The 22,674-nt window shown below is 41.9% G+C and carries 18 protein-coding genes, 1 pseudogene and 1 riboswitch; of the genes and pseudogenes, 4 read left to right on the top strand and 15 right to left on the bottom strand.

The window, feature by feature from the left end; all coding sequences use genetic code 11:
• Positions 1–146: 146 nt before the first annotated feature.
• The 5 genes from LMF89_RS05120 to LMF89_RS05100 form a co-directional block, all read right to left on the bottom strand.
• Positions 147–290 carry a hypothetical protein gene (locus tag LMF89_RS05120; RefSeq protein WP_007961169.1) on the bottom strand — a complete coding sequence of 48 codons (144 nt, stop codon included), beginning with the start codon at positions 288–290 and terminating at the stop codon, positions 147–149.
• Between the two features lie 211 nt (positions 291–501).
• The gene (locus tag LMF89_RS05115; RefSeq protein WP_229534181.1) at positions 502–1,449 is read right to left on the bottom strand and encodes a LysR family transcriptional regulator; all 948 of its coding nucleotides are present in this window, start codon (positions 1,447–1,449) and stop codon (positions 502–504) included.
• Between the two features lie 217 nt (positions 1,450–1,666).
• Positions 1,667–2,926, bottom strand: coding sequence for a C4-dicarboxylate transporter DcuC (gene dcuC / locus LMF89_RS05110; protein WP_229534180.1), 1,260 nt, complete (start codon positions 2,924–2,926; stop codon positions 1,667–1,669).
• 31 nt (positions 2,927–2,957) lie between these two features.
• Complete coding sequence (locus LMF89_RS05105) at positions 2,958–3,548, bottom strand: DMSO/selenate family reductase complex B subunit (protein WP_229534179.1); 591 nt, start codon at positions 3,546–3,548, stop codon at positions 2,958–2,960.
• Entirely contained in the window at positions 3,545–5,812 is a 2,268-nt protein-coding gene (locus tag LMF89_RS05100; RefSeq protein WP_229534178.1) for a DMSO/selenate family reductase complex A subunit, read from the bottom strand. The genes LMF89_RS05105 and LMF89_RS05100 overlap by 4 nt, the downstream gene beginning before the upstream one ends.
• 295 nt (positions 5,813–6,107) lie before the next feature.
• Positions 6,108–6,208: riboswitch (purine riboswitch) on the top strand.
• Positions 6,209–6,373: 165 nt separating this feature from the next.
• Here LMF89_RS05100 and LMF89_RS05095 point away from each other — a divergent pair.
• Together LMF89_RS05095 and LMF89_RS05090 are read left to right on the top strand one after the other, a co-directional pair.
• Complete coding sequence (locus LMF89_RS05095) at positions 6,374–6,943, top strand: xanthine phosphoribosyltransferase (RefSeq protein ID WP_229534177.1); 570 nt, start codon at positions 6,374–6,376, stop codon at positions 6,941–6,943.
• A gap of 24 nt (positions 6,944–6,967) precedes the next feature.
• Positions 6,968–8,257 carry a nucleobase:cation symporter-2 family protein gene (locus LMF89_RS05090; RefSeq protein WP_229534176.1) on the top strand — a complete coding sequence of 430 codons (1,290 nt, stop codon included), beginning with the start codon at positions 6,968–6,970 and terminating at the stop codon, positions 8,255–8,257.
• 141 nt (positions 8,258–8,398) lie between these two features.
• On the opposite strand, the gene iadA is transcribed toward LMF89_RS05090, so the two are convergent.
• Positions 8,399–9,421, bottom strand: a complete 1,023-nt coding sequence (iadA, locus tag LMF89_RS05085; RefSeq protein WP_229534175.1) for a beta-aspartyl-peptidase — start codon at positions 9,419–9,421, stop codon at positions 8,399–8,401.
• Between the two features lie 62 nt (positions 9,422–9,483).
• Between iadA and LMF89_RS05080 the strand changes: the two genes are divergently transcribed.
• Positions 9,484–10,470, top strand: a complete 987-nt coding sequence (locus tag LMF89_RS05080) for a sigma 54-interacting transcriptional regulator (protein WP_229534174.1) — start codon at positions 9,484–9,486, stop codon at positions 10,468–10,470.
• A 34-nt stretch (positions 10,471–10,504) separates the two neighbouring features.
• Here the strand turns inward: LMF89_RS05080 and LMF89_RS05075 are convergent, their stop codons facing one another.
• The 6 genes from LMF89_RS05075 to LMF89_RS05050 all read right to left on the bottom strand — a co-directional run bounded on the left by LMF89_RS05075 (position 10,505) and on the right by LMF89_RS05050 (position 18,387).
• Positions 10,505–11,845: an FAD-dependent oxidoreductase gene (locus LMF89_RS05075; RefSeq protein ID WP_229534173.1), complete on the bottom strand. Its 1,341-nt coding sequence runs from the start codon at positions 11,843–11,845 to the stop codon at positions 10,505–10,507.
• Complete coding sequence (locus tag LMF89_RS05070; RefSeq protein WP_229534172.1) at positions 11,832–12,401, bottom strand: hypothetical protein; 570 nt, start codon at positions 12,399–12,401, stop codon at positions 11,832–11,834. Before LMF89_RS05070 ends, LMF89_RS05075 begins: the two co-directional genes overlap by 14 nt.
• Positions 12,402–14,561 (bottom strand): hydantoinase/oxoprolinase family protein, encoded by a 2,160-nt coding sequence (locus LMF89_RS05065; RefSeq protein ID WP_229534171.1) that lies wholly within the window; start codon positions 14,559–14,561, stop codon positions 12,402–12,404.
• Between the two features lie 33 nt (positions 14,562–14,594).
• Positions 14,595–15,908, bottom strand: coding sequence for a hypothetical protein (locus tag LMF89_RS05060; protein ID WP_229534170.1), 1,314 nt, complete (start codon positions 15,906–15,908; stop codon positions 14,595–14,597).
• A gap of 53 nt (positions 15,909–15,961) precedes the next feature.
• The gene (locus LMF89_RS05055) at positions 15,962–17,233 is read right to left on the bottom strand and encodes an ROK family protein (RefSeq protein ID WP_229534169.1); all 1,272 of its coding nucleotides are present in this window, start codon (positions 17,231–17,233) and stop codon (positions 15,962–15,964) included.
• A 272-nt stretch (positions 17,234–17,505) separates the two neighbouring features.
• Positions 17,506–18,387, bottom strand: coding sequence for a LysR family transcriptional regulator (locus tag LMF89_RS05050; protein ID WP_229534168.1), 882 nt, complete (start codon positions 18,385–18,387; stop codon positions 17,506–17,508).
• A gap of 122 nt (positions 18,388–18,509) precedes the next feature.
• On the opposite strand from LMF89_RS05050, the gene LMF89_RS05045 reads away from it, so the two are divergent.
• Positions 18,510–19,511 (top strand): DMT family transporter, encoded by a 1,002-nt coding sequence (locus tag LMF89_RS05045; RefSeq protein WP_229534167.1) that lies wholly within the window; start codon positions 18,510–18,512, stop codon positions 19,509–19,511.
• A gap of 183 nt (positions 19,512–19,694) precedes the next feature.
• On the opposite strand, the gene LMF89_RS05040 is transcribed toward LMF89_RS05045, so the two are convergent.
• From LMF89_RS05040 to LMF89_RS05030, 3 genes and pseudogenes are all read right to left on the bottom strand, one after another.
• On the bottom strand, positions 19,695–21,005 hold the full coding sequence (locus LMF89_RS05040) for an amidohydrolase (RefSeq protein ID WP_229534166.1): 1,311 nt from the start codon (positions 21,003–21,005) through the stop codon (positions 19,695–19,697).
• 163 nt (positions 21,006–21,168) lie between these two features.
• Positions 21,169–21,783 carry a hypothetical protein gene (locus tag LMF89_RS05035; protein WP_229534165.1) on the bottom strand — a complete coding sequence of 205 codons (615 nt, stop codon included), beginning with the start codon at positions 21,781–21,783 and terminating at the stop codon, positions 21,169–21,171.
• A gap of 94 nt (positions 21,784–21,877) precedes the next feature.
• Positions 21,878–22,611 (bottom strand): annotated as a pseudogene (locus LMF89_RS05030) (TerC family protein).
• Between the last annotated feature and the right edge of the window lie 63 nt (positions 22,612–22,674).

The raw sequence follows: 22,674 nt of genomic DNA, 5'->3' as shown, positions 1-22,674 counted from the left end.
ATTTTTGAAGTGATCATTTTTTTCTAGTGAGGGCTTGACTTTAGTTAGCTGGTCTTGTGTCCCGGATAGCAGAAAAAAGGCTTGGCAAAAGTGCCAAACCTGCAAAATTTCTATTACTTTGTAGTCCAATACAACAAAAACGATTTTTATGACATTACTGCCTGATCCCAAAACCATTGCTGCTGGGTAATATCCACGATTTTTGCTTCATCTTTTTTAACTTCAGCAGAAGATTCTTCTTCTGGTTTATCAAAGATACTCTGATCTAGAACATTGATCGAACTGCTCACGATATCCCTCCTAATCCTATGTGACTGCTTAGCATACTTATAACGCTTGCCTTGATCTTATTGTATTCCTCTTACAATCGGAAGTGAAATACGGATTCGGCATATATTGCATTTAGATTCGGAATAAGTAGCCTAAAAGCAGTCAACACAGGACAGGATTGGTGTAATTGCCTATGTATACATAGGTGAAAAATGAAATTGATGTCTTTATCTAGGACGGAGCAGCAGTATCCCAAAACCATTGATGCCGCGTAATATCAGGTTTTTTATCATCGAAGTCGATCTTATCTTTTACAAACTGCAGCCATGCTTTTGTGGCGTGAGAAACATATCGTTCTTTTTTCCAAGCCACTCCTAACTGTAAATAGATTGGCGGATCAGCTAATGGAAGGGACTTCAGTGCATTAGTGTCCAAGTGTTGACAAACGGTACTTGGCAAAAGAGCTATACCGAAATGATCTGCTACCAGTTGAGTCATCAGCTCAAGCTGCAACGTTTCAAAAATAACATTTGGACGGAAACCTGCTTGCATGCACCGATCGATAATGAGATCATTTAAACTAAAGTCATTACTATACAGCACAAAGGATTCATTGATCAGATTCGCATAGTCAATGATTTCACATTTGGCAAAAGGGTGCTCTGGATGGACGACGAGCCGAAGGGGATCTTGGATACTGCAAATCATTTCATAAAGTTCCTGATCACTAGGTGGAATACATATTATACCTACGTCTAGCGTCCCATCTAGAATACCAGTTTCAATTCTCTTCGATCCGAACTCAAATAGCTGTATATTAATATTCGGATAGGCCCTTTTAAAAGGGCCAAATAAGCGGGAGAATGATGTCAGACCCGTAATTGGCGGAATACCAATCCGTATTTTCCCTGATTTTAAATTAGATCCTCCAACTAAATTAGCACTTATATTTTGAAAAGATGAAACAATATTCTCTGCTTGTTGTAAGATTATTTCACCTGCATCAGTCAATTCCACATATTTTGTAGTTCGGTAAAATAGTACCACTCCAAAATGACTCTCAATTTCTTTAATTATTTTACTAATCGACGGCTGGGAAATATGCATTTGGTCAGCCGCCTTACTAAAACTCTTTTGCCGCGCTACCTCTATGAAATATTCCAGATGTCGTATCTCCATTTTGATCTCCTTACAAAAAAGTTCTAACTTAAATTGTAGCAATAAGTAACTCTTTTCAAAGCAATTATAATCGCTATTCCATCATATGGCAACTCACGAAAAAATGTAACAGGCAGCATAATAACAGGGCTTATGTACCACTATTTGTACAACTATTGTGGTACATAAGCCCTGTTATTCATGATATATCGTACTCGACATTGGATCAAACAGCAAATTAGTTGAATGAGAAAACAATTAAGACAGCAACAAGGGCACAAAACATTCCTGGGGCGGTACGTTTAGCGATCTCCATGGGATTTACACCAGCTATTGTTGCACATACAATGGCACCACCAGCAACGGGAGACATTGTACGTCCTAAACCACCAGATATTGTAGCAAGGGAGCCCATATCTGTAATTTTAAACCCAAACTGCGCAGCATGTGGAGTAACCGCACCATTGAAAGCAAGAGCAGCCGCATCACCTGATCCACTTAAAACTGCGAGAAAAAATGGACCGATGGATGCGGCATATCTTGCTACATCCTGTGATTCTTTCATATTTTCAATCAGTGCACCAGTAAGTCCAATGGTATCCATTCCCTGGGTGAATACAGCTGCTGCAATAATAATACCCATTATTTCTCCATAAGAGTCACCCATGCCCTTAAAAAAGCTTTTGGATATTTCTTGTGCATTGCCCCATGTTACGACAAATCCAAGCATGGCACCTATAATCATAGCTTGGGGAACTGTGACCTCAGGAATCAGAGCAACCATTTTGCTCCCTAGTACCAACAAGACCAGAGGAATGATAGGAACTACAGCTTTTACAACGTTAATCTCAAATTTTTCACCATCATTGGCAATTTCAGTAGATCGCTCAGCGCTAGCACCTTCTTTTCGCAAATGAGAAACAATCGTTAGCATTGTTGCTGCAACAGCAAGTGAAATAAGGGCAGGAATAGTATGACCAGCGATCACTGCCATCACATTAACATTGGCTAATTTAGCGACAAATGGATTATGTGCAAGACCCGGACTCATGACACTGCCAATCGTACCAGACATGACACAAGCAGCAGCCATCGCAGGGTGTACGCCAGATACGATCAATGTAGGTATTAATACGGCGCCAACAGCAGCAGCACATCCAGCTGTACTCGGTAAAGCAATATTAATGATCCATGTTACGATAACCGCTCCTGGTATCAGAACAAATTTAGCTTGTTTTAGCAAACTAGTTAATACGTTTACCAGATGACTATCACAGCCAGTTAATTTCATTACATAAGAAAAGCCCATCACTGTACAGATCGTTGTTACAAGCCCTCCGCTAACCATTGTTTTAGCGAAAGCATCTATGGCTACTAAAGGCTTGCCAACGACTAAAGCCATTGCCACGCCAGCTACAAATAGAACCAACCTAGTTTCATAACGTTTGATGATAGCAAAAAATGTTAAAGCTACAATTAAAATACCAATCCAAATCATGAATTACACCTCCTGTTTTTCTCCACCAAAACTACATTGTTTCTACCAAGACTGCATCACGGTGGGGTACCAGGACCCAAGCCGGTTTGATTTTTGCTGTATTGGGCAGTCCCTTTACCCAGCTGGTATTACCATACTTTTTCTGTAATTCACTAAGCTCGCCATATCCCAGCACCCGCATAGGGCAGGCTGAAACACAAGCCGGTGCTGTTCCTTGCAGCAGGAGATCTTGGCAGAAGTCACATTTCTTCATCTTGCTGGTGGCAGCATCAAACTGTGGTGCCTGATAAGGACAGACTAAGAAACAACGGCGGCAGCCAATGCAGCTCTTTTCGTTAATCAGCACCAATCCATCTTCTTGTCTTTTGTATATCGCTTTACTTGGACACACGGCAATGCAAGGAGCATCTACACAATGATTGCAGCTAACCGGTATCCAATAGGCATATGTATTTTGATGAACAACATTGCCGGAAATGGTAAAACCGCCGCCTTCATAGGCATGAATTCGTCTAAAATTCTGACCGACAGGTAGATTATGCTTATCTTTGCAGGCAATCTGGCAGGCGCTGCAGCCCGTACAATGTTTTTGCTCAACATAAAATGCCATTTGTTTGCTCATCCCTTTGCCTCCATCTGATCCAGTTTCACCACTTCAACCAAGTTGGTATGTTGAGGATTCGCAAAAGCCAGTGGTGTCGGCTGGTATTTGGTTAATGTATTGATGCAGCCGCGTTGGTCGATGCCTTCCTTATCAGGTGACCACCAGCCCCCCTGGGGTATTGAAACCACCCCCGGCATAATACGGGGAGTGACTTTAGCGGTGAGTATGACTTTGCCGCGGGCATTATAGATACAAACCCTTTCACCATTTTTTATGCCGCGCTTTTTTGCATCATATACGCTAATCCAAAATACCTGTGCTTCTGCCTGCTCCATCCAGTCACTATTGTCAAACATGGAATGTACGCGCCGTTTGGTATGATGACCAATGCATTGCAGCGGATACGTGTCTCGCAGGGGATCTTCCGGTCCTTCCCAGGCAGGGATATATTTTGGAATGGCAGGCACTTCAGCAGGCTTATCTAATTCCCATAAGCGTAATGAGAAAAATTCGATTTTCCCAGAAGGGGTGGGAAAAGGATGGTGCTCGGGATCTTCGATCTGCTCCTTAAAAGCAATTGCAGGTTCCTCATACTCCCAGTCATACACACCCTTTTCTTTAAATTCTTCATAGGAGGGAAAACCGGGATTTTCCTTGCGGGTTTCATCAACAATAAAACGCAGCCAGTCTTCTAACGTCCTTCCTTGGGTAAATTCATCTGCAAGCTCCAGTCTTTCAGCTAAATCCCTGACCCAGTCATATCCGTTTCGACATTCATAAACCGTATCCACTGCCTTATTCATAAACAACACATAATCACCAGCAGACCAGGGTAATACAATATCTTCTCGCTCCATGAAATTATCACCCGGCAGCAAAATGTCAGCAAACTTCGCGCTGCTTGTAAGAAAATGATCACTGACTACAATAAATTGAGCTAACTTTTCATCGGTTAACAGTTCTGCCGTTCCATTAGTATCAGAATGCTGATTGATGAGGCAGTTGCCTGCCAGATTAAATATTAGTTTAATGTTGGCTGACAGCTTATCAACACCCCGGACGCCCTCCTTTTTCCCTAGTTCAGTGCCCTTTTGAATCGCCAGCGGCCACATGTACATGGAGATCGCTGCTTTGCAGGGGTTATTGATGGGAATCGAACCAACATACTGTTTGCGGCATGGTGAACCGCAGCCAGAGGCCCAGCCGCCTTTTATGCCAATATTTCCTGTCATAGCAGCAAGAGCAGCCGCACTGCGGGGCGGCTGTTCACCATAGGCATGGCGCTGGGGTCCAAATCCCTGAATGAGTGCACCGGGTTTATTTAGGGCATATTCCCTAGCCAGCTGAATAATGATCTCCCTTGGAATGCCTGTTGATCTTTCCGCCCAAGCAGGGGTTTTAGGAACCGGATCTGTGCCCGTGCCAAGAATATAACTTTTGTATGAGTTGCCCGCTGGAACATCTTCCGGCATATGATCCTCATCAAAACCGAGACAATAGGTATCCAAGAATAACTGATCTTGTAGATTTTCTGTAATGATCACATAGGCCATTGCATCCAAAAGAGCACTATCGGTGGTGGGGCGTATGGGTATCCACTGATCAGCCAGAGCGATAGCAGTATCCGAATACAGTGGATCGATACAGATGATTTTTGCCCCAGCTGCCTTCGCTTTTTTTAGATAATAAGCTGTATTTGTTCCATGAATGGTTGTCGCCGGGTTAAATCCCATCAGAATGATAAGCTTCGAATTAACCCAGTCTTCTCGGCTGCTGCCAGTATTGACAGTCCCATATGTATAGGGGGTTGCTGCGTTCGTACAAGCTGAACTATATGTTCCATAGTAATCCAAGTAGCCTCCATAGAGTGCCAGCAGCCGTCTCATCCAGACCCGTTCCGACGTCTTCCCTGCATTGCCTGTAGCATATGACAGATAAATAGCCTCTGGACCATACTCAGCCATAATTCGTTTTGTATGATCTGCAATCGTGTCTAGGGCTTCCTCCCAGGAAATACGTTCAAATAGACCTTCTCCTCGTTTGCCGACTCGCTTCATCGGATACTTCAGCCGATCATCATGATACAAGTAGCTCCTGTAGGCCCGGCAGCGGAGGCAGCCACGCAATTGGGGTCTTTTATCCGTATCGGGACGTTCATCATCACTGGTAATGCGAATAATGCGTCCGCCTTTTACATGAGCCTTAACAATGCAGCGACCGCCGCAATTATGGGAGCCTGATGTCCGTATTATGGTTTCTTCTTGGAACGTTGTATCCGTCATATCTCTTTGCTCCCTTGATTACATTTTTGTACATAGATCCAACCACATAGAGTTTAATGGCTCTTTTATAAAAGTAGTAACTATATTACCTTATTTACAATTAGAAGACAAAATTCCTGCAAGTTTTTATAGGGCTTTTACAGGAATTTATTGTCTTATCGCGACGAATACAGTTGATAAGAAGAATGATTGTAAAGGATTGATGAAGCAAAGAAAGTTAAATATTAGAAATATACGTTTTTTCGACAAAATAAGCGTTACTCTTTATTGACAATGAGTTTTGAGACTGCTACAATAAACCACATGTAAATAGTCTCGTATAATTTTGGGGATATGGCCCAGAAGTTTCTACCGGCAGCCGTAAATTGCCTGTCTACGAGTGAAAGTGTATCTAAGGTCTACGCGCTACGTTACTTTCATTAGTAGTCGTGATCCAATGATACAGGTGATCATACACCACACCCAAGGATAAAGTCCTGATGGGGAATTTTCGCTCATTTTCTACAACGCGGAGATTCCCTATCAGGGCTTTTTTTATTTTAAAGAACTAAAGGAGGGCTTATGGATTTATTAAAAAAAAGGATTCAGTCTGACGGACAAGTTTTAAACGACTCCTTACTCAAAGTTGACTCCTTTTTAAACCAACAAATTGACCCTCAGCTTATGCTGAAAATGGGAGAGGAGTTTGCTAAACGCTTTAGTGGAGAATCGATTACGAAAATCTTGACGATTGAATCCTCCGGTATCGCCGTATCGGTAATGGCAGGACTAATCCTTAATGTTCCCGTCATTTTCGCTAGAAAGAAAAAATCAGTGGTTTCCAATGAAGCCTTATACTGTACCACGGTCTATTCCTTTACAAAGCGCGAGAGTAACAATATTATTGTCTCTAAAAAATTTCTACAAGAGGACGATCATGTACTTATTATCGATGACTTCCTAGCCAATGGAGAAGCTGCTACAGGTTTAGCATCTATTGTGGAGCAAGCCAATGCAAAAGTAACAGGAATAGGCATTGTAATCGAAAAATCCTTCCAGCCTGGTGCTCAAAAGTTACTGCAAGCTGGGTATCGTGTAGAATCGTTAGCTCGAATCGCTTCCTTTTCAAATGGACAAGTCAATTTTCTATAATCAGTATCACTAGGAGGATTGTGTATGAAAAACTCTGCCGGGAAAACATATCTGCTTGGCACTCAGCATGTGCTTGCCATGTACGCTGGTGCAATTATCGTTCCCCTTATTGTTGGCGGCGCTCTTAAATTAAACTTTGAACAAATGGGTTATATTATTGCAGCTGATTTACTAACTTCCGGTCTTGCCACTCTGCTGCAAGCATGGCGAAATCCTTTCTGTGGAATTGGTTTGCCGGTTGTACTAGGTTGTACCTTTACAGCTGTTTTCCCCATGATTAGTATTGGAAGCCAGTATGGTATGACAGCCATGTATGGCTCCATTATATGCTCCGGTCTTTTCGTGGTACTCATCGCAAATTACTTTTCAAAACTGGTTACGTTCTTCCCGCCTGTTGTGACAGGTTCTGTCGTTACGATTATCGGTATCACATTGGTTCCAGTCGCCATTAACAATGTGGCTGGGGGTGTAGGAAGTGCAGATTTTGGTTCCCTATCCAACTTTGCTCTAGCTTTTGGCGTGCTATTATTTATCATATTATTAAATCGCTTTACCACAGGATTTATCCGTTCTATTTCCGTCTTACTGGGATTAATTGCCGGAACCATTGTCGCGGCACTAATGGGCAATGTTTCCTTCAGCAGTGTTGCCCAAGCTTCATGGTTTAATATGATCACTCCCTTCTATTTCGGAATGCCCACTTTTGAACCAAGTGCAATTATCACCATGATTGTTGTTGCAATTGTCAGCATGATTGAATCAACAGGAGTTTTCATGGCACTGGGTGAGATTTGCGGCAAGAAAATAACAGAAACCGACCTGACTCGCGGCTATCGAGCCGAAGGAATTGCTGTAATCCTGGGAGGTATTTTCAATTCTTTTCCTTATACAACATTCTCCCAAAATGTTGGCCTCGTACAGCTTTCCCATTCTAAGACCACTAATGTAACCATTGTTGCTGGTTTTATGCTCATAGTGTTAGGACTGATACCTAAATTCGCAGCACTAGCTATGATTATTCCAAATTCCGTACTGGGTGGAGCCATGATTGCCATGTTTGGAATCGTCGTTGCCTCAGGAATTAAAATGCTCAGTAAAGTTGATTTCGCCAGCAATGAAAACTTACTGGTTATTGCCTGCTCTGTTGCTTTAGGTTTAGGAGTCACTGTCGTCCCCAATCTCTTTGTTAAATTTCCGCCACTACTAAAAATGTTCTTTGAAAATGGAATTGTAACAGGTGCGTTAACAGCCGTAATTTTAAACATTATCCTGAATATGGGACAAAAGAAGCTGCCGCCTGCCCCTAAAGTTTAATCATTAATAAAACAAATTGCCGAAAAAGTTAGTAAGCCCGGAAGTCTTCTATAAAAGAAAACTTCCGGGCTATTTTTACTACTATTATTTAGTTTAGACCATGCTCTTTTTCTGCAAAGCTTATTTAACTATCATGATAATTTATTTTTCAAAAACACCTTTTACAACCGCCTGCTGCTCTTTGACCATACAGCGTCCTTTGGCAAATACATGACGAATAGTCAGCGTTTTATCAAGTACTACAATATCGGCATCATACCCCTTCGATATCATGCCTTTCTTAGGTAATTTTAAAGATTTAGCCGGGTTGATGGTTACTAATTTGATTGCATCCTCTAAAGGCAATATTCCAGCTTCAACAATATTACGAACAGCCTGATATAAACTGCGTGGCGATGCTGCCATCAAGCCAGTCAATTCACCATTTTTACTGAAAACGGGCAAGCTTCCGTTGCCATCTGAGCTCATAGTGACCTTCTCTAAAGGCACCTCTGCTCCAATACACATTTTTACTGCTTCAGGCGGCTGTATACGTCCAGGAGATATCGTTGAACTACTGGTTGTTATATCTAACATGCCTCCTGCTTTCGCAAATCGTATCCCCTCCATAAACAATTCCTTATTTTTATTGAAATGTGTGGGGGTAAATTGTGTAATCGGCAAGTCTGTTTGGGTTATTATATCGAATACCCAATCCAGCTTTCCCTTTCCATCTCCCAGATGGATATGCAAGACTCCCGCTTTACCCGACAGCATCCCACCAACTCGCGCCTGGGCTGCTAATTGTGCAAAATCTTCTTTTGATGGTTGGGAAGAACGATGATCTGACATAGCGACTTCACCAACACCAACGACTTTATCAATAAGAAGAATATCAGAACGTACGCTGCCTGTAATTGTGGGAACAGGGACATCATAGGCCCCAGTATATATCCAGGTAGAAATCCCTTCTTCTTCTAACCCTTTAGCCTTTGCCAGTAAAGATTCCATATGTCTTGTAACACTATCCGTTCCCAAAGTTCCTACCACTGTAGTAATCCCAGCAGTGGTAAGTTCACTCAGCATCACCTCCGGCGTTCTGGTTGAGAATCCGCCTTCTCCTCCGCCGCCTATCAAATGAACATGTTGATCAACAAAGCCAGGGACAACAAGACATCCCGTCACATCATAAACCTCCGTATCTCCATAGCCAGGAAATAAAACACACCTTAGAGCTGGCACGCAAAATGGCCGTATCTGATGCTCCCATCCTGATTCTAGGAGAAAGCGGCACAGGAAAAGAGCTTTTAGCCCAAAGTATTCACAATGCTTCACCACGAAAAAGTGGTCCGTTTGTCGCAGTAAATTTTGCAGCAATGACGGAAAATTTGTTAGAAAGCGAACTTTTTGGTTATGAGGAAGGTTCCTTTACTGGTGCCCGTAAAGGTGGATCCGCTGGTCTATTTGAACAAGCCCATAAAGGAACCATTTTCTTAGATGAAGTAGGTGATGCGCCTTTGCCTTTTCAGGTCAAACTGTTAAGAGTACTCCAAGAAAAACAAGTCCGTCGTATCGGTGGATCACGAATTATTCCAATTGATGTTAGAGTCATTACCGCTACCAATAGGGATTTAAAAAAGCTAATTGCAAAAAATATTTTTCGCCAAGATTTATATTATCGTTTGAATGTCTTACCCATAAAGATGCCATCGTTAAAAGACAGAAAAGCAGATATTCTTCTACTGGCAGAAAAGTTCTACGATGTTCATTGCCGTCGGCAGGAAAATGCAATTCCGTCTGACATGTATTTTAGGCTTATTGCATCGCACTTTTTTTCATATGACTGGCCCGGGAATATTAGAGAACTGCAAAATGTAATTGAATATCTTGTTACTATTTCTCCCTCTCATCCTCCCTCGCCCGATATGCTGTCCGAAGAACTGCATTCAGATACGATCAACGTCCATGGGAATGGCTGTCACGATATCCACTCCCTAATTCTCACCACAATAGCTAAATGTAATGAACAGGAAACATCCATTGGTCGAAGATCATTGGCTGCAGCGTTAGCACTGCCAGAGAGTGTGGTAAGAAAGTCACTAACTTGCCTACAACAGGAAGGATTCATTCAGGTCACTAAAGGCAGAAAAGGGTTGTTAATTTCTAAACCACAAAAAGCACTTTTCGGTGACGACTTAGCCTCGCTTGATGCTTGTTCTGAGCTAACGACATAATCCGTATAAATTATTGACACCCAAAGTTAGCAATCTATCGAAGATATGCACCGCTTTCTAAGAGTTGAGTTCTAATTTCCGGATATTTAACGGCTACCGCATTACTATTATGTATAGCAGCCCATGCTGCAGCTATACCACCGGCTTGCCCGACTGCCATTGCAATTGGCGATACCCGCACTGACGCACAAGCTTCATGCGTAACAGATATACAGCGCCCCACATTGATGAGATTATCGACTTTAGAATTAGTTAAACATCTGTACGGGATTCCATATATTACTCCCCAAGCTAAATGTCGACTGTTTGTACCTTCACCATCAGGACTATGAACATCTACAGGATAACCGCCGCAAGCAATTTCATCTTCAAACCGTAACCCGTCAAACAGATCTTTTGCCGTAAGAATATAGTTGCCTTTAATTTTACGGGATTCCCTCACTCCTACATTAGGTCCAGTATACATTAGTATCGATTTTTCAAAACCAGGCACCCTGTTGTTCATAAAACCAAACAGTTCCAAGGCCTGACGCCGTCCTTCTATTTCAGCGCCGGAAAGCTGCCAGAAATCTGTTGGATTCACCTTTTGTACACGGGTAGTGTTGACAATTACTTCACCGGGATTGCTGGTCTCAAACAATAAAATGAACTCTCGGGAAAAAGTAATTTCTCCGTTTTTTCTGCCTTCGTCGAAAATCTTTTTAAAGCCTCCCATTGATAACCTGGGTGCCTTATCCAAAAGATCCACGCTAGTATTCGGAAAATCACCAGGATCTTGCCGTATGCATTCTTTTAACTTTTCGATATCCACATTTCTGACTTTCATATTCATGGTTACCGGCTGACATAAATTATCCGTGTCTCGTCCCAACAAAAAACCCACACCGCTCAACGCTGCTAAATCCCCATCACCAGTAGCGTCAATGAATATTCGGGCTGTAAATTCTATGGAACCCGATTTAGTACATACATGAATAGCTTTGATTTTTCCTGTCTGAACAGTAGCCTTGAGTAGCATACTATGGTACAGAATTTCTCCTCCAGCCGCCAGAAACATATTCTCCAGAACATGCTTTAGTAGTTCCGCATCAAAAGGAGTTACCGTATAAGTATAGCCTGTCGTATCTACAATATGTCCAGGTGAACCTCCCTGTTCCTTAAGTTTTTGTACGATTTCTTCGGCAATGCCCCTAACTACTTGAATATCCCCGGCGTGAAAAGTCATCATCGGTCCAACACCCCCAGCCGTAAGCATACCGCCTAAAAATCCCATTTTCTCAATGATTAATGTTTTAACGCCCATTCTGGCGCAGGCTATTCCAGCTACGGCTCCAGAAACTCCTCCACCTACAATTACAACATCATAATCGTACATACGAAACCTCCTCATCCATCCGCAGTAAGGCCTTGGTAAAGCTATGAGCCCCAATTTCACACAATGCTCTTATGCCGGAGGTAATTTTTAAGGGTCCAATTCTGAATGTAATAATCTTTTGCTTTTTGGAAGTAAGTCCTTTATGATGGCACTCAATGTGATGATAAATTTCATGAGCAATAAAAAGTTCCCGTATCTGATCATAGCTTTCACAATACGTGCGCTCCCTGTCGCTGCACCTCTTTACTTCTTTTAAAATAGTATTTTTATATAGTACAATCCGTTTTAGATTGCTAAAATATTCGCTATAAACCTGGGTTTCAGACAAAATGAAATTCTCATCAATCTCCAGTAAAGACAGTTCCATCCTGCCAGCTAATTCGCTTGGCACACGAGTCTGGTATTTCTCACAATACTCGATGGCAGTTTCACGACCAACGTTCCAGGCAAAATCAATGAGCTGGTAGTAACGTTCAGGAGGTATTCTGTAAAAAAGAATATCATGCTGGATTTCCCACATACCAAGCCGATATTTATCATAAAAGAAGTGCTCCATTTAGAAAAGACATCTCCCTTCCGTGTCTTTTCCACTAATAAAGGCATAAATTATACTTTCTTCATCGAGCCCACTGACTTCCAGTTTGGCAACCGAAACAATTTGTGATGTATTAATAAGTCCTGAAAAGTCCATTATTTTTTTGTAATACAGCAAGAAAACATCTGGTAATTGCTTGCCGCCATCACCATACGTAGTACATTGTTCAATGGCTCGCTCAAGTTCCAGCTCAAAATTGGTTAAAGAAAGCTTAAAAATCCCCCCCCCTGATCTCTGTATTCTAATTACACCTTCACTGTCAATTACCCGTAAAGGATGACAAACATTCTTAATCAGTCCGAACATTTTTTTCTTGATGGTTTCTCCACGAACAATGTATATCTCACCGGTAATTCCAATAACTTGCACTGAACTTGATTCCACTTTCATGGACTTAGCCGCAACTTGTAAGATTTCCGCATCAGACAGCCGCTTCTGCATTCGTTCTTTGGTACGAAGCTCGGTAATGCCTGTAGCAATTACCCTTACAATATTGCGTGGAGCGTCCACTTCAACACTCAGTTCAATAGATCCAGGAGCGGCTCCTGAATGAATTGCCGCCTGTTCAGCTTCTCTGCGCACTCGTATAATATCATCAACAGTTGGATTATCAATTGTTCGCTCAACAACCTCCCTCACCATTGCCAACGCTACCCCAATAGGAGAAATAACTTCGGCAGTCTTAGAAATTCTATGCTCAAGCCCCATATATTGAGCTAAATAAGGAACAACTGCCGTCGCTCCTCCACCACCGCCCACTAAGACTGTATTGGAAAGATCAAACTTATAATCAGTAATGAGATTTTTTAACACCACTGCATTTTTCTTTGCTGCTATTTCCATAATTTTCTTAGCAAACTCTTCCACTGTAGTGCAGTATTTTTCAGCGAAAGGTACAAGTGCCTTATAAGTAGCTTCCTGGCAGCCGTGCGCATAATCTCCCGGCCTACTATATCCTAGAACATTGGCTGCACACGAAAGAGTAACAGTATATTCCTTGCCGTTTTTACATCTGATGGCAGCATAATTAGCCGGGTCCCCTTCCTTGGGTTGTACTAACATAATTTCTGGGTCAATAATATCATCGGGACTAGCATATGCAGCATATGCCAGTCCCGCAATATGAGCGCTGCGCGGCCCTACATCTGCCACACCGTTATCATCAATCCGGATCATGCTCCCGCCGCCAACGCCGACAGTGCGAATGTCCAGTGAATGGAGATAGGTTTTATGACCTCCAACCTCTGCATAAGAAATCATAACCTTGCCATTACGAATAGCGGAAATGTCAGTACTAGTACCACCAACCTCCAGGAATATTCCGTCTGAAATTTTTTCATACATCAAAGCCCCGGCAACACCTGCAGCCGGCCCAGATAGCATAGTCAAAATCGGTCGCTTGCGAACTTCATCAATATCCATTACGCCACCGTCGCCGCGCATAATCATTAAAGGAGTTTGTATACCTGCTAACCGAACACTTCTTTCTGTAATATCCGCAGTTTCAATCATCTTCGGCAATATACTGGCATTGATGACAGCCGTCCGTGTCCTTATTTTCAAACCGTACAGTTTTGATATTTCATGGCTTCCGGTTGCCAACAATCCTAATTCTACCGCCTTAGTAATAGCTGTTTCTTCGGTAGACGGATCATCCACAGCAAAAGCAGCGCTGGCGACAATAACCTGGCAGCCATTCTCTTTTAGTTCATGGATAGATTTCTCTAAATGATTATCTTTAGCAATGTCAATATAACGATGAAAGGTCTTTAAATACCTGCCAGTCGCAAGCTCAATATCTCCTACCTGAGTATCGCTTTTGGCTTTAACCCCTTCTAGTCCCTTTCCCATACCGATAATTCCTACTGGAATGACATCACCTTCCAGCAAAGCATTGGTAGCCTGTGTAGTACCGTAAGCAATAAATACCACATCTTCATGCTGTATATTATACTTTTCCATGATTCTTTGGATAACTTGACTAACGCCTCGGGCCACACCTTCTTTTTCCGCATGTGTGGTAGGTATTTTTAGAGTACCGATAATACTGTAAGTATTGTCGTCAATTGCAACGGCATCAGTAAATGTTCCACCAACGTCGATGCCTATTCTGATTTTCATTTATTATAATACCTCCATGCTGATCACGACGTATTAGAACCACATAGAACTGGAAATTATAATGCCAATTATAGCTAGTCCCCAGATATAGGGCAGCACCTTTACAAGTATTTGGTTCACATCCACTCCAACATAGTTGGACAACCAAACATTGTGTGTATTGGTCGGATCACCGATATATTGCACTCTTTCGGCAGATAAGAAGGCGCTAAACACCGCAGGCGCAGGCAATATCTTGAGACCGATAATCACAGCAGCAATGCCACTTCCTAACCCCCACAGGTTAAGCGGCCCCCGATACAAAGCCAGCGGTGCCAGTAACGAGAAAAACACGATGTAAGTGATCTGTTGTGACGGAATAACAGCCTGTAGGAAAGGCGTTATATTCTTAGCTACAATGGGATGCATAAAAGAATTGAGTACCATCCCAATACCAATCATTAACAGAACAGCCGGAGCGCTGTCGGAAACTCCCTCGAAGGCCGCTTTCATAAGGAGTGATGTTAATTGGCTAAATTTCCTTTGCGCCGATAAAAGATATACTGTCAGGAAACACCAGACAAGACCAGCAAGAAAGGCCGGTAATATGGGCCAGTTAAAAAGAATGACACAAAAGATGGGGATTATCGGCGTAACCAACGACAACACCGGGGGCTTCTCTTCTTGCATCTGCAGTGAAAATTTAGTAGCTGTATGAGCCGCCCATGCAAATTTAATTCCCGTACGTTTGAATTCAATGATGGCAAACAAGAGACTAATTATTGCAGTTAACGCTGCTAAGGTTAAAGTAAAGGTCTGCACATCACTCTGCGCCACGCCGGTAGCCATAGTATAAAAAGCCCAGTTGGACATATTGACAATACCGCCGGTCGCCATACCGAACAACATCATGCAGGCAGCAGTAATCCCTGGTACGCCTACCGAAGTCATAATCGGTACTACTATAGTAGCTGTCATAATAGCGGCTCCTAGTCCTTCAATTGTTGTAAAAAGTAAAGCCACCGCCAGCGTTATTAATACAGTAACCAACAAGGGGTTGTCACCACCCAATTCCGCCGCTCCTTTGACAATTCTTTTGGAAACGGCGGTTTGATTCATAAATTGCCCCAACCATGCCCCTAAAATGACCGCACAGTAAGTAGCCACCAAGCGGGTGGCACCTCCCTGAATTACATAATTCAATATCCCCATATCCTTTTCGCCGCCGGTATCAACCAACGGTACGCCAGCAATTACTGCCACACCTACTGCTAAAATGGGCAGCGCAAGCAGAGCCGGTAGCTTGCGGGTAACCATCAGCCCTGTGATGACCAAAAACAAGCCAAGCATCCCAATTGCAGTTAACATAAATTTATCCTCCTGACAAATCGGCATATAAGTAAGCCTTGCATAGGCAAGGCTTACTTATATTTGTACTTTCTATAGGTATTATCATAAGCTGCCAACTTGTCTTCGATAAAACCTGTTTCTAAATAATTACGCAAAACAATAGCGCCGTTTCCTATATTCACCTCTTCCTGGGGCAACGACGTTACAAGTACACAGCTGCGTTCCTTTTGAAATAGGATATGTTTTCCCCAAGCCTCTGCCAGTGCATGGGAAAAATTTGTTAGCCGCCCCACCTTGCCGTCAATAACAACATTATTTATATTAAGCAGAGCCATCATGTTGAATATCCCGGTACATAGCATTTCTGCCGTCTTCGCGATAATATCCTCGATAAAGCGATCCCCCTCATTGGTGCACCGGATAATCATATCAAAATTAACCTGATTCATATCCCCACCGGATAATTCATGTACAAGCGTTGCTTTTTCTCCAAGCAGATCCCGTTTAACGCGTTTCACAATAGCACCTGTGGTAACCAGTACTCCTAGACAGCCTCGTTGACCACAGCTGCACTTCGGACCATTCCGATCAATAATAATGTGTCCCAGATTGCTGTGTACTACAAGGGGCATCTTTACAATTTGACCCTTTTGTACAACGACGGTCTGAATGTCCTCACTGACATCAATAAAAATAAATTCCTCCATGTTCTTAGCTGCACCTAAATAGTATTCCGCTATCGCGCGTGAATGGATCGTTGGTTCAATAAATACAGGTTGTTTATACTTGAAACCTAAAGCAAAATCAAGGTTCATCCTATCTGCCGACACCCCGGTATCGAGCAGGACTTTTCTATCCATATCATCGTACTCCCGAGGAATGCTGATGCTAATACCAAGTAGTTTCTTACTGAATTTCGGCCTATTGGCGAGCAGTAGATCTATGTTTTCCACCAAGTTTTCAAACAACTGCTGCAGGATAATTTCTTCGGAGTTTTCTACGATGAATTCCTCTATTTTTTCTAATTTCATGTTAAACAATGTATAGGTTATAGTGTTAGACAGGACGCTTACCGCACATATGCAGCCACCATGGGGATTAATCTGCAATAGGGATACTTTAGTTACTTTTTTGCTGCTATTAGGCATTATTTCCCAGATCTCGACTATCATTTTTATATCAAGAAGTTGTTTTGTTAAAACAGCAACCGTTGCCGGATTTAGTCCGGTAAATTCAGCCAATTCGGTACGTGACATTTCCTTTTGATAGAAAATGGCATTCAAAAATATTACCTGATTTGTTCTTTTCATGTCTTTAATGTATACTACCTTATTGTTCTTCACCAATAAACCTCCTTTCTACATTGTTCGAAATTACCATATAGTATAATTCTATATAAATTACCATGTTCCTCTTTAAATGTCTAATATTGTATATTTTTCCGTGAAATGATAATATTTAGCAAAAACTGATGTCGCTTTTTGCCTTTTAAAAATCTACGCTTTTATTTATATAAGACCCAGGACCAAAGCATAGACATAGACAAACCCCACTTTTAAAACGAAAGACAAAAAAGCGGGGTCTTGCAAGTAGCGCTTAATAATATTACGCTGTATTACTTGAGAAGCGTAGCTTTTAACAAATCCAAGAAGTGCTTACTGCTAGCAGACAATTTGTGATTTCTCGCCCAGACAATTACCGTTTGTGTCGATACGGTGGGCTCCACAATAGTTTTATAAGTCAGTTCTGAATCAGAAATGAGTTCCTGGGTAGACTTTGGCACTAAGGCCATGCCAATTCCTAGTTTCGTCCATATTATATTGAGTAAAATTCCATCACTTATACATACAATATTCGGCTTAAATCCGGCTTTTCGGCACCATTCAACAAACATAGCCTTCCACCTTAGCGGAATAATTAATGGTTGGTTAACAAGCTCAATCATCCGAATTTTTTCAGGATCCTTTCCACAAGAATGTACATCTCTTTTCATCGCAATTACTAGTGGCTCATCGGGCAAAGTGATTGATTCATATATTTCTAGATTAAAGGGAGCTCGTATAATGCCAATTTCAATCACTCGATTATTTAGCAGCTCTAAAATACGATTACCATCCCCTTCCCATAGCTGGAATGTAACCTTCGGGTATAAGTTATGAAATTGATGCAGCAGGTTTGGAAGCAATGTAGCTCCCGATGTACTCACCGTACCGATTGACAGCGCACCGACTAAGCCTGAATTCAACTCTGTAATTTCTTTAATTGTACCATCGACTAACCCTAATATTTGCTCTACCCGCTCTCGTAATAACTCCCCTGCTTCTGTCAGCCTTATTCTACGACTTCCGCGCTCAAACAATTGAACTCCGAGATTATCTTCTAACTGTTTCATCTGCTTACTAAGGGGTGGCTGCGCTATATTAAGCCGCCTCGCTGCATTGCTGATATTTCCTTCCTCAACGATGGCATAAAAGTTTTTCATATCCCGAATGTCCATTTTTCTCACCTCATACTATATATTTTCAGTATAGAACGTATATTTTATTAATAATTTTATTATAGTTTGCGTCATGCTATAATTGCAACAAATATGATTAGTAAAGACTGGGAGTGATTGTAGTGAATGACCAAACTACTCTTTATAACAACTTTAACATCAAAGGTATTGCATGTACTAAACCTTCTCCTTGGAAAAAATTTTATAATATCTATCTGCTTTTAATGACTGTACCTATATTTCTTGGAACATCATATGTTGCAGCTAAAATTGGAATGCGTGACTTCCTTCCTATGAACCTGGTTATTTTACGGTTTGTAATTGCATCTTTAGTATTTACTCTCATTCTTTTGCTTAAAAAGGGAACTAGCTGCATTGATAAAAAGGATATACCTCAGTTCTTCCTGCTTGGCTTTTTTGCTATTACTTCATTTTTCTATATTCATTATACAGGTTTGCAATATACAACCAGTACAAATGCTGGTCTTATTATGGCAACTACCCCGGTCTTTGCTGCTTTATTCTGCATCATTACCAAAAAAGAAAAAGTGACTACTCGCAGCAGGTTAGGGATATGTATTGCTTTTTTCGGTGTTCTGCTAGTCATAAGCCAAGGACAATTTGGCAGCATATTCTATCAAAAGACCCTCTTAGGAGACGGTTTACTGGTTCTAAATGCACTAGTTTGGGCCTGGTTTACTCTTAAAGGTAAAACAGTGTTAGAAAAGTATAGTCCATTTATCGCAATGGCTTATATTCACATTTTTGGAACCATTCTATTACTGCCATTTGCAATTTTTCCAACGGTATTAGCTGAAACAACATTGTTGCAGCAACTTCCCACAGTTAGCAGGGCTACCCTTTTAGCCGCAGCGTATTTAGCCATTTTTTGCTCCGTTTATTCATACTTTATCTGGTATCTAGGAATCGCAAAGATCGGTGCCGTAAAAACAGCAATCTTCAGCTATTTTAATCCAATTATGGCTACACTGGCTGGCATAATGATTTTTGACGATAAACTGACTCTATCTATTGTTTTAGGTGGATTATTTGTCATTCTAGGTGTATATATCACCAATCAGAAGAACGCCATCTCCTTAGGCAATACTATTTCTACCAAGTAGAAAATTTAACTAAAATACTAGGACCAGTAGTTTTTATTGTTATCATTGGTAGCCTTTTAAAGTAAAGTGTATCAGTACTTTTTTCAGTATGTACTCGAATATGAGTACATGAGTAGTGATAAAAACTCCTGCAAGGCTATACTTTAGAGCCCCTGCAGGAGTTTACTAACTCATCTATTCAACTCAACGTGTTTTTTGCAAAAGATCCGATACCGCTAATGTCAAGACCGTCACAGCATTTGATAAGGCAGCTTCGTCAAAATCAAATGCCCCATCATGATGCCCGGCAGCTCGATTAATTCCGACCATAGCATATCCGCCTTGTCCGCCGCTTTCTTGAACCCGCTCTAAAAAGCATGTGAAATCCTCGCTGGCTCCCAAACTGCCACGGTCCTCAATCACGGCAAACAAACTCGAAGCCTCTGCCGCCTGCCGCAAGCGATTTGCAATAGCAGTATCACTTTGACCGCCGGAAGCTCCGCCCATTTCACGAATGGCTACGGTTACGCCTTGTATGGCAGCAGCTCCGTGAATGATTCGCAGAGCCTCTTCCTGCATAAAGCAATTAATCGCTGAAGTTTCTCCGCGAGTTTCCAGTTTTAGAACAGCTCTATCAGCAATAACATTGCGCCCGCTGCCTGCTTCCAATACTCCAACATTAATGCGCGATACACCAGCAGCATGACGGGGAATCCCATGCAAACTGATGGCAGCATGAGCCGCAGCAAGCAATGCATTGCGTCCTTCCTGTGGTGCCGCTCCGGCATGGGCCGGCACACCCGAAAAATAGGCATCAAATTTTGTAGTAGCTAAAAAACCGTCAGTACCACAAATAAAGCGATCACTGCTCCCAGCCAAGAAACCTAAATGCATGCCAAATAAATAATCAACATCATCAACGACTCCAGCTTCAACCATTGCCTTGGCTCCTCGCACCCCTTCTTCGGCTGGTTGAAAAATCAGTTTGACGGTTCCACAAAGATTGGCTTTTTGTTCTTTTAAGATTTTTGCCACTCCCAGCCCAACAGCTGTATGTCCGTCATGACCACAAGCATGCATGACACCAGCATGAAGAGAGGCAAACCCCTCTTGCCAAGGCCGATGCTTCTCATCTGTTTTCTCCTGCACTTCATTAGCATCCATGTCAAAACGCAGCGCCACTACAGGACCGGGGCGACCAGTATATAGTGTGCCAACGACACCCGTTTTACCACCTGTCATACTCTCTACCACTGTACTGTCCGCGCCTTCTTCGATTGCCCTCTTTGAACTATTTTCTAGAACGTCCTGAGTCGGCACCCCCATCATAGCAGCCTCTTCAACAACCTCACTACCATATTGAACGTCGTAACCAAAACTGTTCAATACTTTCACCACTCTGTCAGCTGTACGAAACTCAGTCCAGGCCGCCTCCGGATATCGGTGAAAATCTCTTCGCCATTCAATGATTTGCCCCTCGATTTGCTTCACGGCTTCTTTAATATCTACGTTCATTGTTCCACCTTCCTCGCTATCTTCTCTTAATACTAAAAAAAATATTTACATATCTTACTCCATTATAACATGATCGACTTGATTTCTTAATTTTTTAGGAAATTTCCGAGGAAATATGAAAATCCCGACCAGCAGATTTGCCAGTCGGGATTGGTTTAAAACCTTATAAGTAGCTCTTTATTTTTTCATTGGCATCATCCATTGCCTGGTTTAACGCCTTTGTAATTGGATCTTTGTATCCAACATCACCAAACACCGTTTTATTTTCCGACAGCCCCGTTACTTGAAAAGAAGCAACTTTATCGTTTTCCGCGTTATAAAATTTGTAACGCAGCTTTGCTTTTGATACTACTTTAGTTTGAAATAAACTCATATGCCTTGTAGTTGTTAATTGTGATATCTCCATGGCAATCACATAATCCGCATTCGTTTGTTTCGCAACAGAAGCTAAGATATCTTTTTCAGCAAGCTCCTGATTTGAAACATCATAGCCTGTACTATTTAGAGCCTTTTGTACATCTTCCAAGGGAATAATTTGAAAATTTTTGTTGGAATAGTGTTCCGTATATTTTCCATCCACAATTTCTTGTATGTAGCCTTTCTTTTCTTCTGTAGAGTTAATATAAGGAACGATAGCGAGACGATAGGATGTTTTAGCAGTTGATTGAACAGCATCGTTGTGTGTGTGTTGCGGAGTAGTCATCTCTTCAGCAGACACAATAGCAACCATTGACATTACAAAAAGACATAGAATTGCGATAATCGATATTTTTTTCATAATTCCACTCCATTTACTTGTTAATCCATGTTAATTATACCTTTAAATAATAGTCAGATTTTGTCGAATGGAGAAGACAACTAAAATATATCATTCAAAAATCCGTCTCTTTCAACTCTACCGGCTTTGATAAAAACCAGCCACCAAGACAAATCAGGAGAAATCCACTCCAGAAAATAAGCTTCCATTCTACTGAACCAGAAAATCCTGCATCCAGCCAAGCAACTCCCGGATGTGACAGCGTATAAACTGCCAGCTTGACACCTACCCAGCCGACCAACAGATACGCTGCGGTTTCCAAACCCGGTTTACGAAGCAGGATATCCACAAACCACTGGGCAGCAAAACGCATTAGTACCAGACCGACAAATCCGCCAGCGAAAACAACCACAAAATGTCCGCCGTCGAGTCCTCCAATGCTTGGCAGTGTAGTTTTCGGCAAACTAACTGCCAATGCAACTGCTGCCAGAATGGAGTCTGCTGCAAAAGCAATATCCGCGATTTCCACCTTTATCACAGTATTCCAGAAACCTGATCCCTCCGCAGCAACCGAATTAACTTTCCCTCCATTGCTGCACACAACAGATTTATATATATGATTGAGACTTAGGAAGATCAAATAAAGCGCTCCTACCGCTTGCAGTTGCCACCATTCGATCAACATCGATATTGCGAATAAAGATGCCGCGCGAAAAACAAATGCTCCTGCCAACCCGTACATCAGAGCCTCTTGCGTTCTTCAACCGGCAAATGTTTAACCATGACCCCTAGAACACAGGCATTATCAGCCGCCAATATCCCTTCCAAGAAAATAAGAATCACAAACATCCAAGCATACTCTACAACAATTGTAAAATCCAATTGCTATCCCTCCCTTTTTTACATCAAAAA

Origin of the sequence: Pelosinus baikalensis (assembly GCF_020819555.1) — a bacterium.
GTDB lineage: Bacteria > Bacillota > Negativicutes > DSM-13327 > DSM-13327 > Pelosinus > Pelosinus baikalensis.
The sequence above is the reverse complement of the archived record's forward strand: the minus strand, read 5'-3'. Positions and strand labels throughout refer to the sequence as shown.

Coding starts and splice junctions, on each gene's coding strand:
- LMF89_RS05115 (WP_229534181.1), bottom strand. CDS start 1,449: ATGGAGATACGACATCTGGAATATTTCATAGAGGTAGCGCGGCAAAAG.
- dcuC (WP_229534180.1), bottom strand. CDS start 2,926: ATGATTTGGATTGGTATTTTAATTGTAGCTTTAACATTTTTTGCTATC.
- LMF89_RS05105 (WP_229534179.1), bottom strand. CDS start 3,548: ATGAGCAAACAAATGGCATTTTATGTTGAGCAAAAACATTGTACGGGC.
- LMF89_RS05100 (WP_229534178.1), bottom strand. CDS start 5,812: ATGACGGATACAACGTTCCAAGAAGAAACCATAATACGGACATCAGGC.
- LMF89_RS05095 (WP_229534177.1), top strand. CDS start 6,374: ATGGATTTATTAAAAAAAAGGATTCAGTCTGACGGACAAGTTTTAAAC.
- LMF89_RS05090 (WP_229534176.1), top strand. CDS start 6,968: ATGAAAAACTCTGCCGGGAAAACATATCTGCTTGGCACTCAGCATGTG.
- LMF89_RS05080 (WP_229534174.1), top strand. CDS start 9,484: ATGGCCGTATCTGATGCTCCCATCCTGATTCTAGGAGAAAGCGGCACA.
- LMF89_RS05075 (WP_229534173.1), bottom strand. CDS start 11,845: ATGTACGATTATGATGTTGTAATTGTAGGTGGAGGAGTTTCTGGAGCC.
- LMF89_RS05070 (WP_229534172.1), bottom strand. CDS start 12,401: ATGGAGCACTTCTTTTATGATAAATATCGGCTTGGTATGTGGGAAATC.
- LMF89_RS05065 (WP_229534171.1), bottom strand. CDS start 14,561: ATGAAAATCAGAATAGGCATCGACGTTGGTGGAACATTTACTGATGCC.
- LMF89_RS05060 (WP_229534170.1), bottom strand. CDS start 15,908: ATGTTAACTGCAATTGGGATGCTTGGCTTGTTTTTGGTCATCACAGGG.
- LMF89_RS05050 (WP_229534168.1), bottom strand. CDS start 18,387: ATGGACATTCGGGATATGAAAAACTTTTATGCCATCGTTGAGGAAGGA.
- LMF89_RS05040 (WP_229534166.1), bottom strand. CDS start 21,005: ATGAACGTAGATATTAAAGAAGCCGTGAAGCAAATCGAGGGGCAAATC.
- LMF89_RS05035 (WP_229534165.1), bottom strand. CDS start 21,783: ATGAAAAAAATATCGATTATCGCAATTCTATGTCTTTTTGTAATGTCA.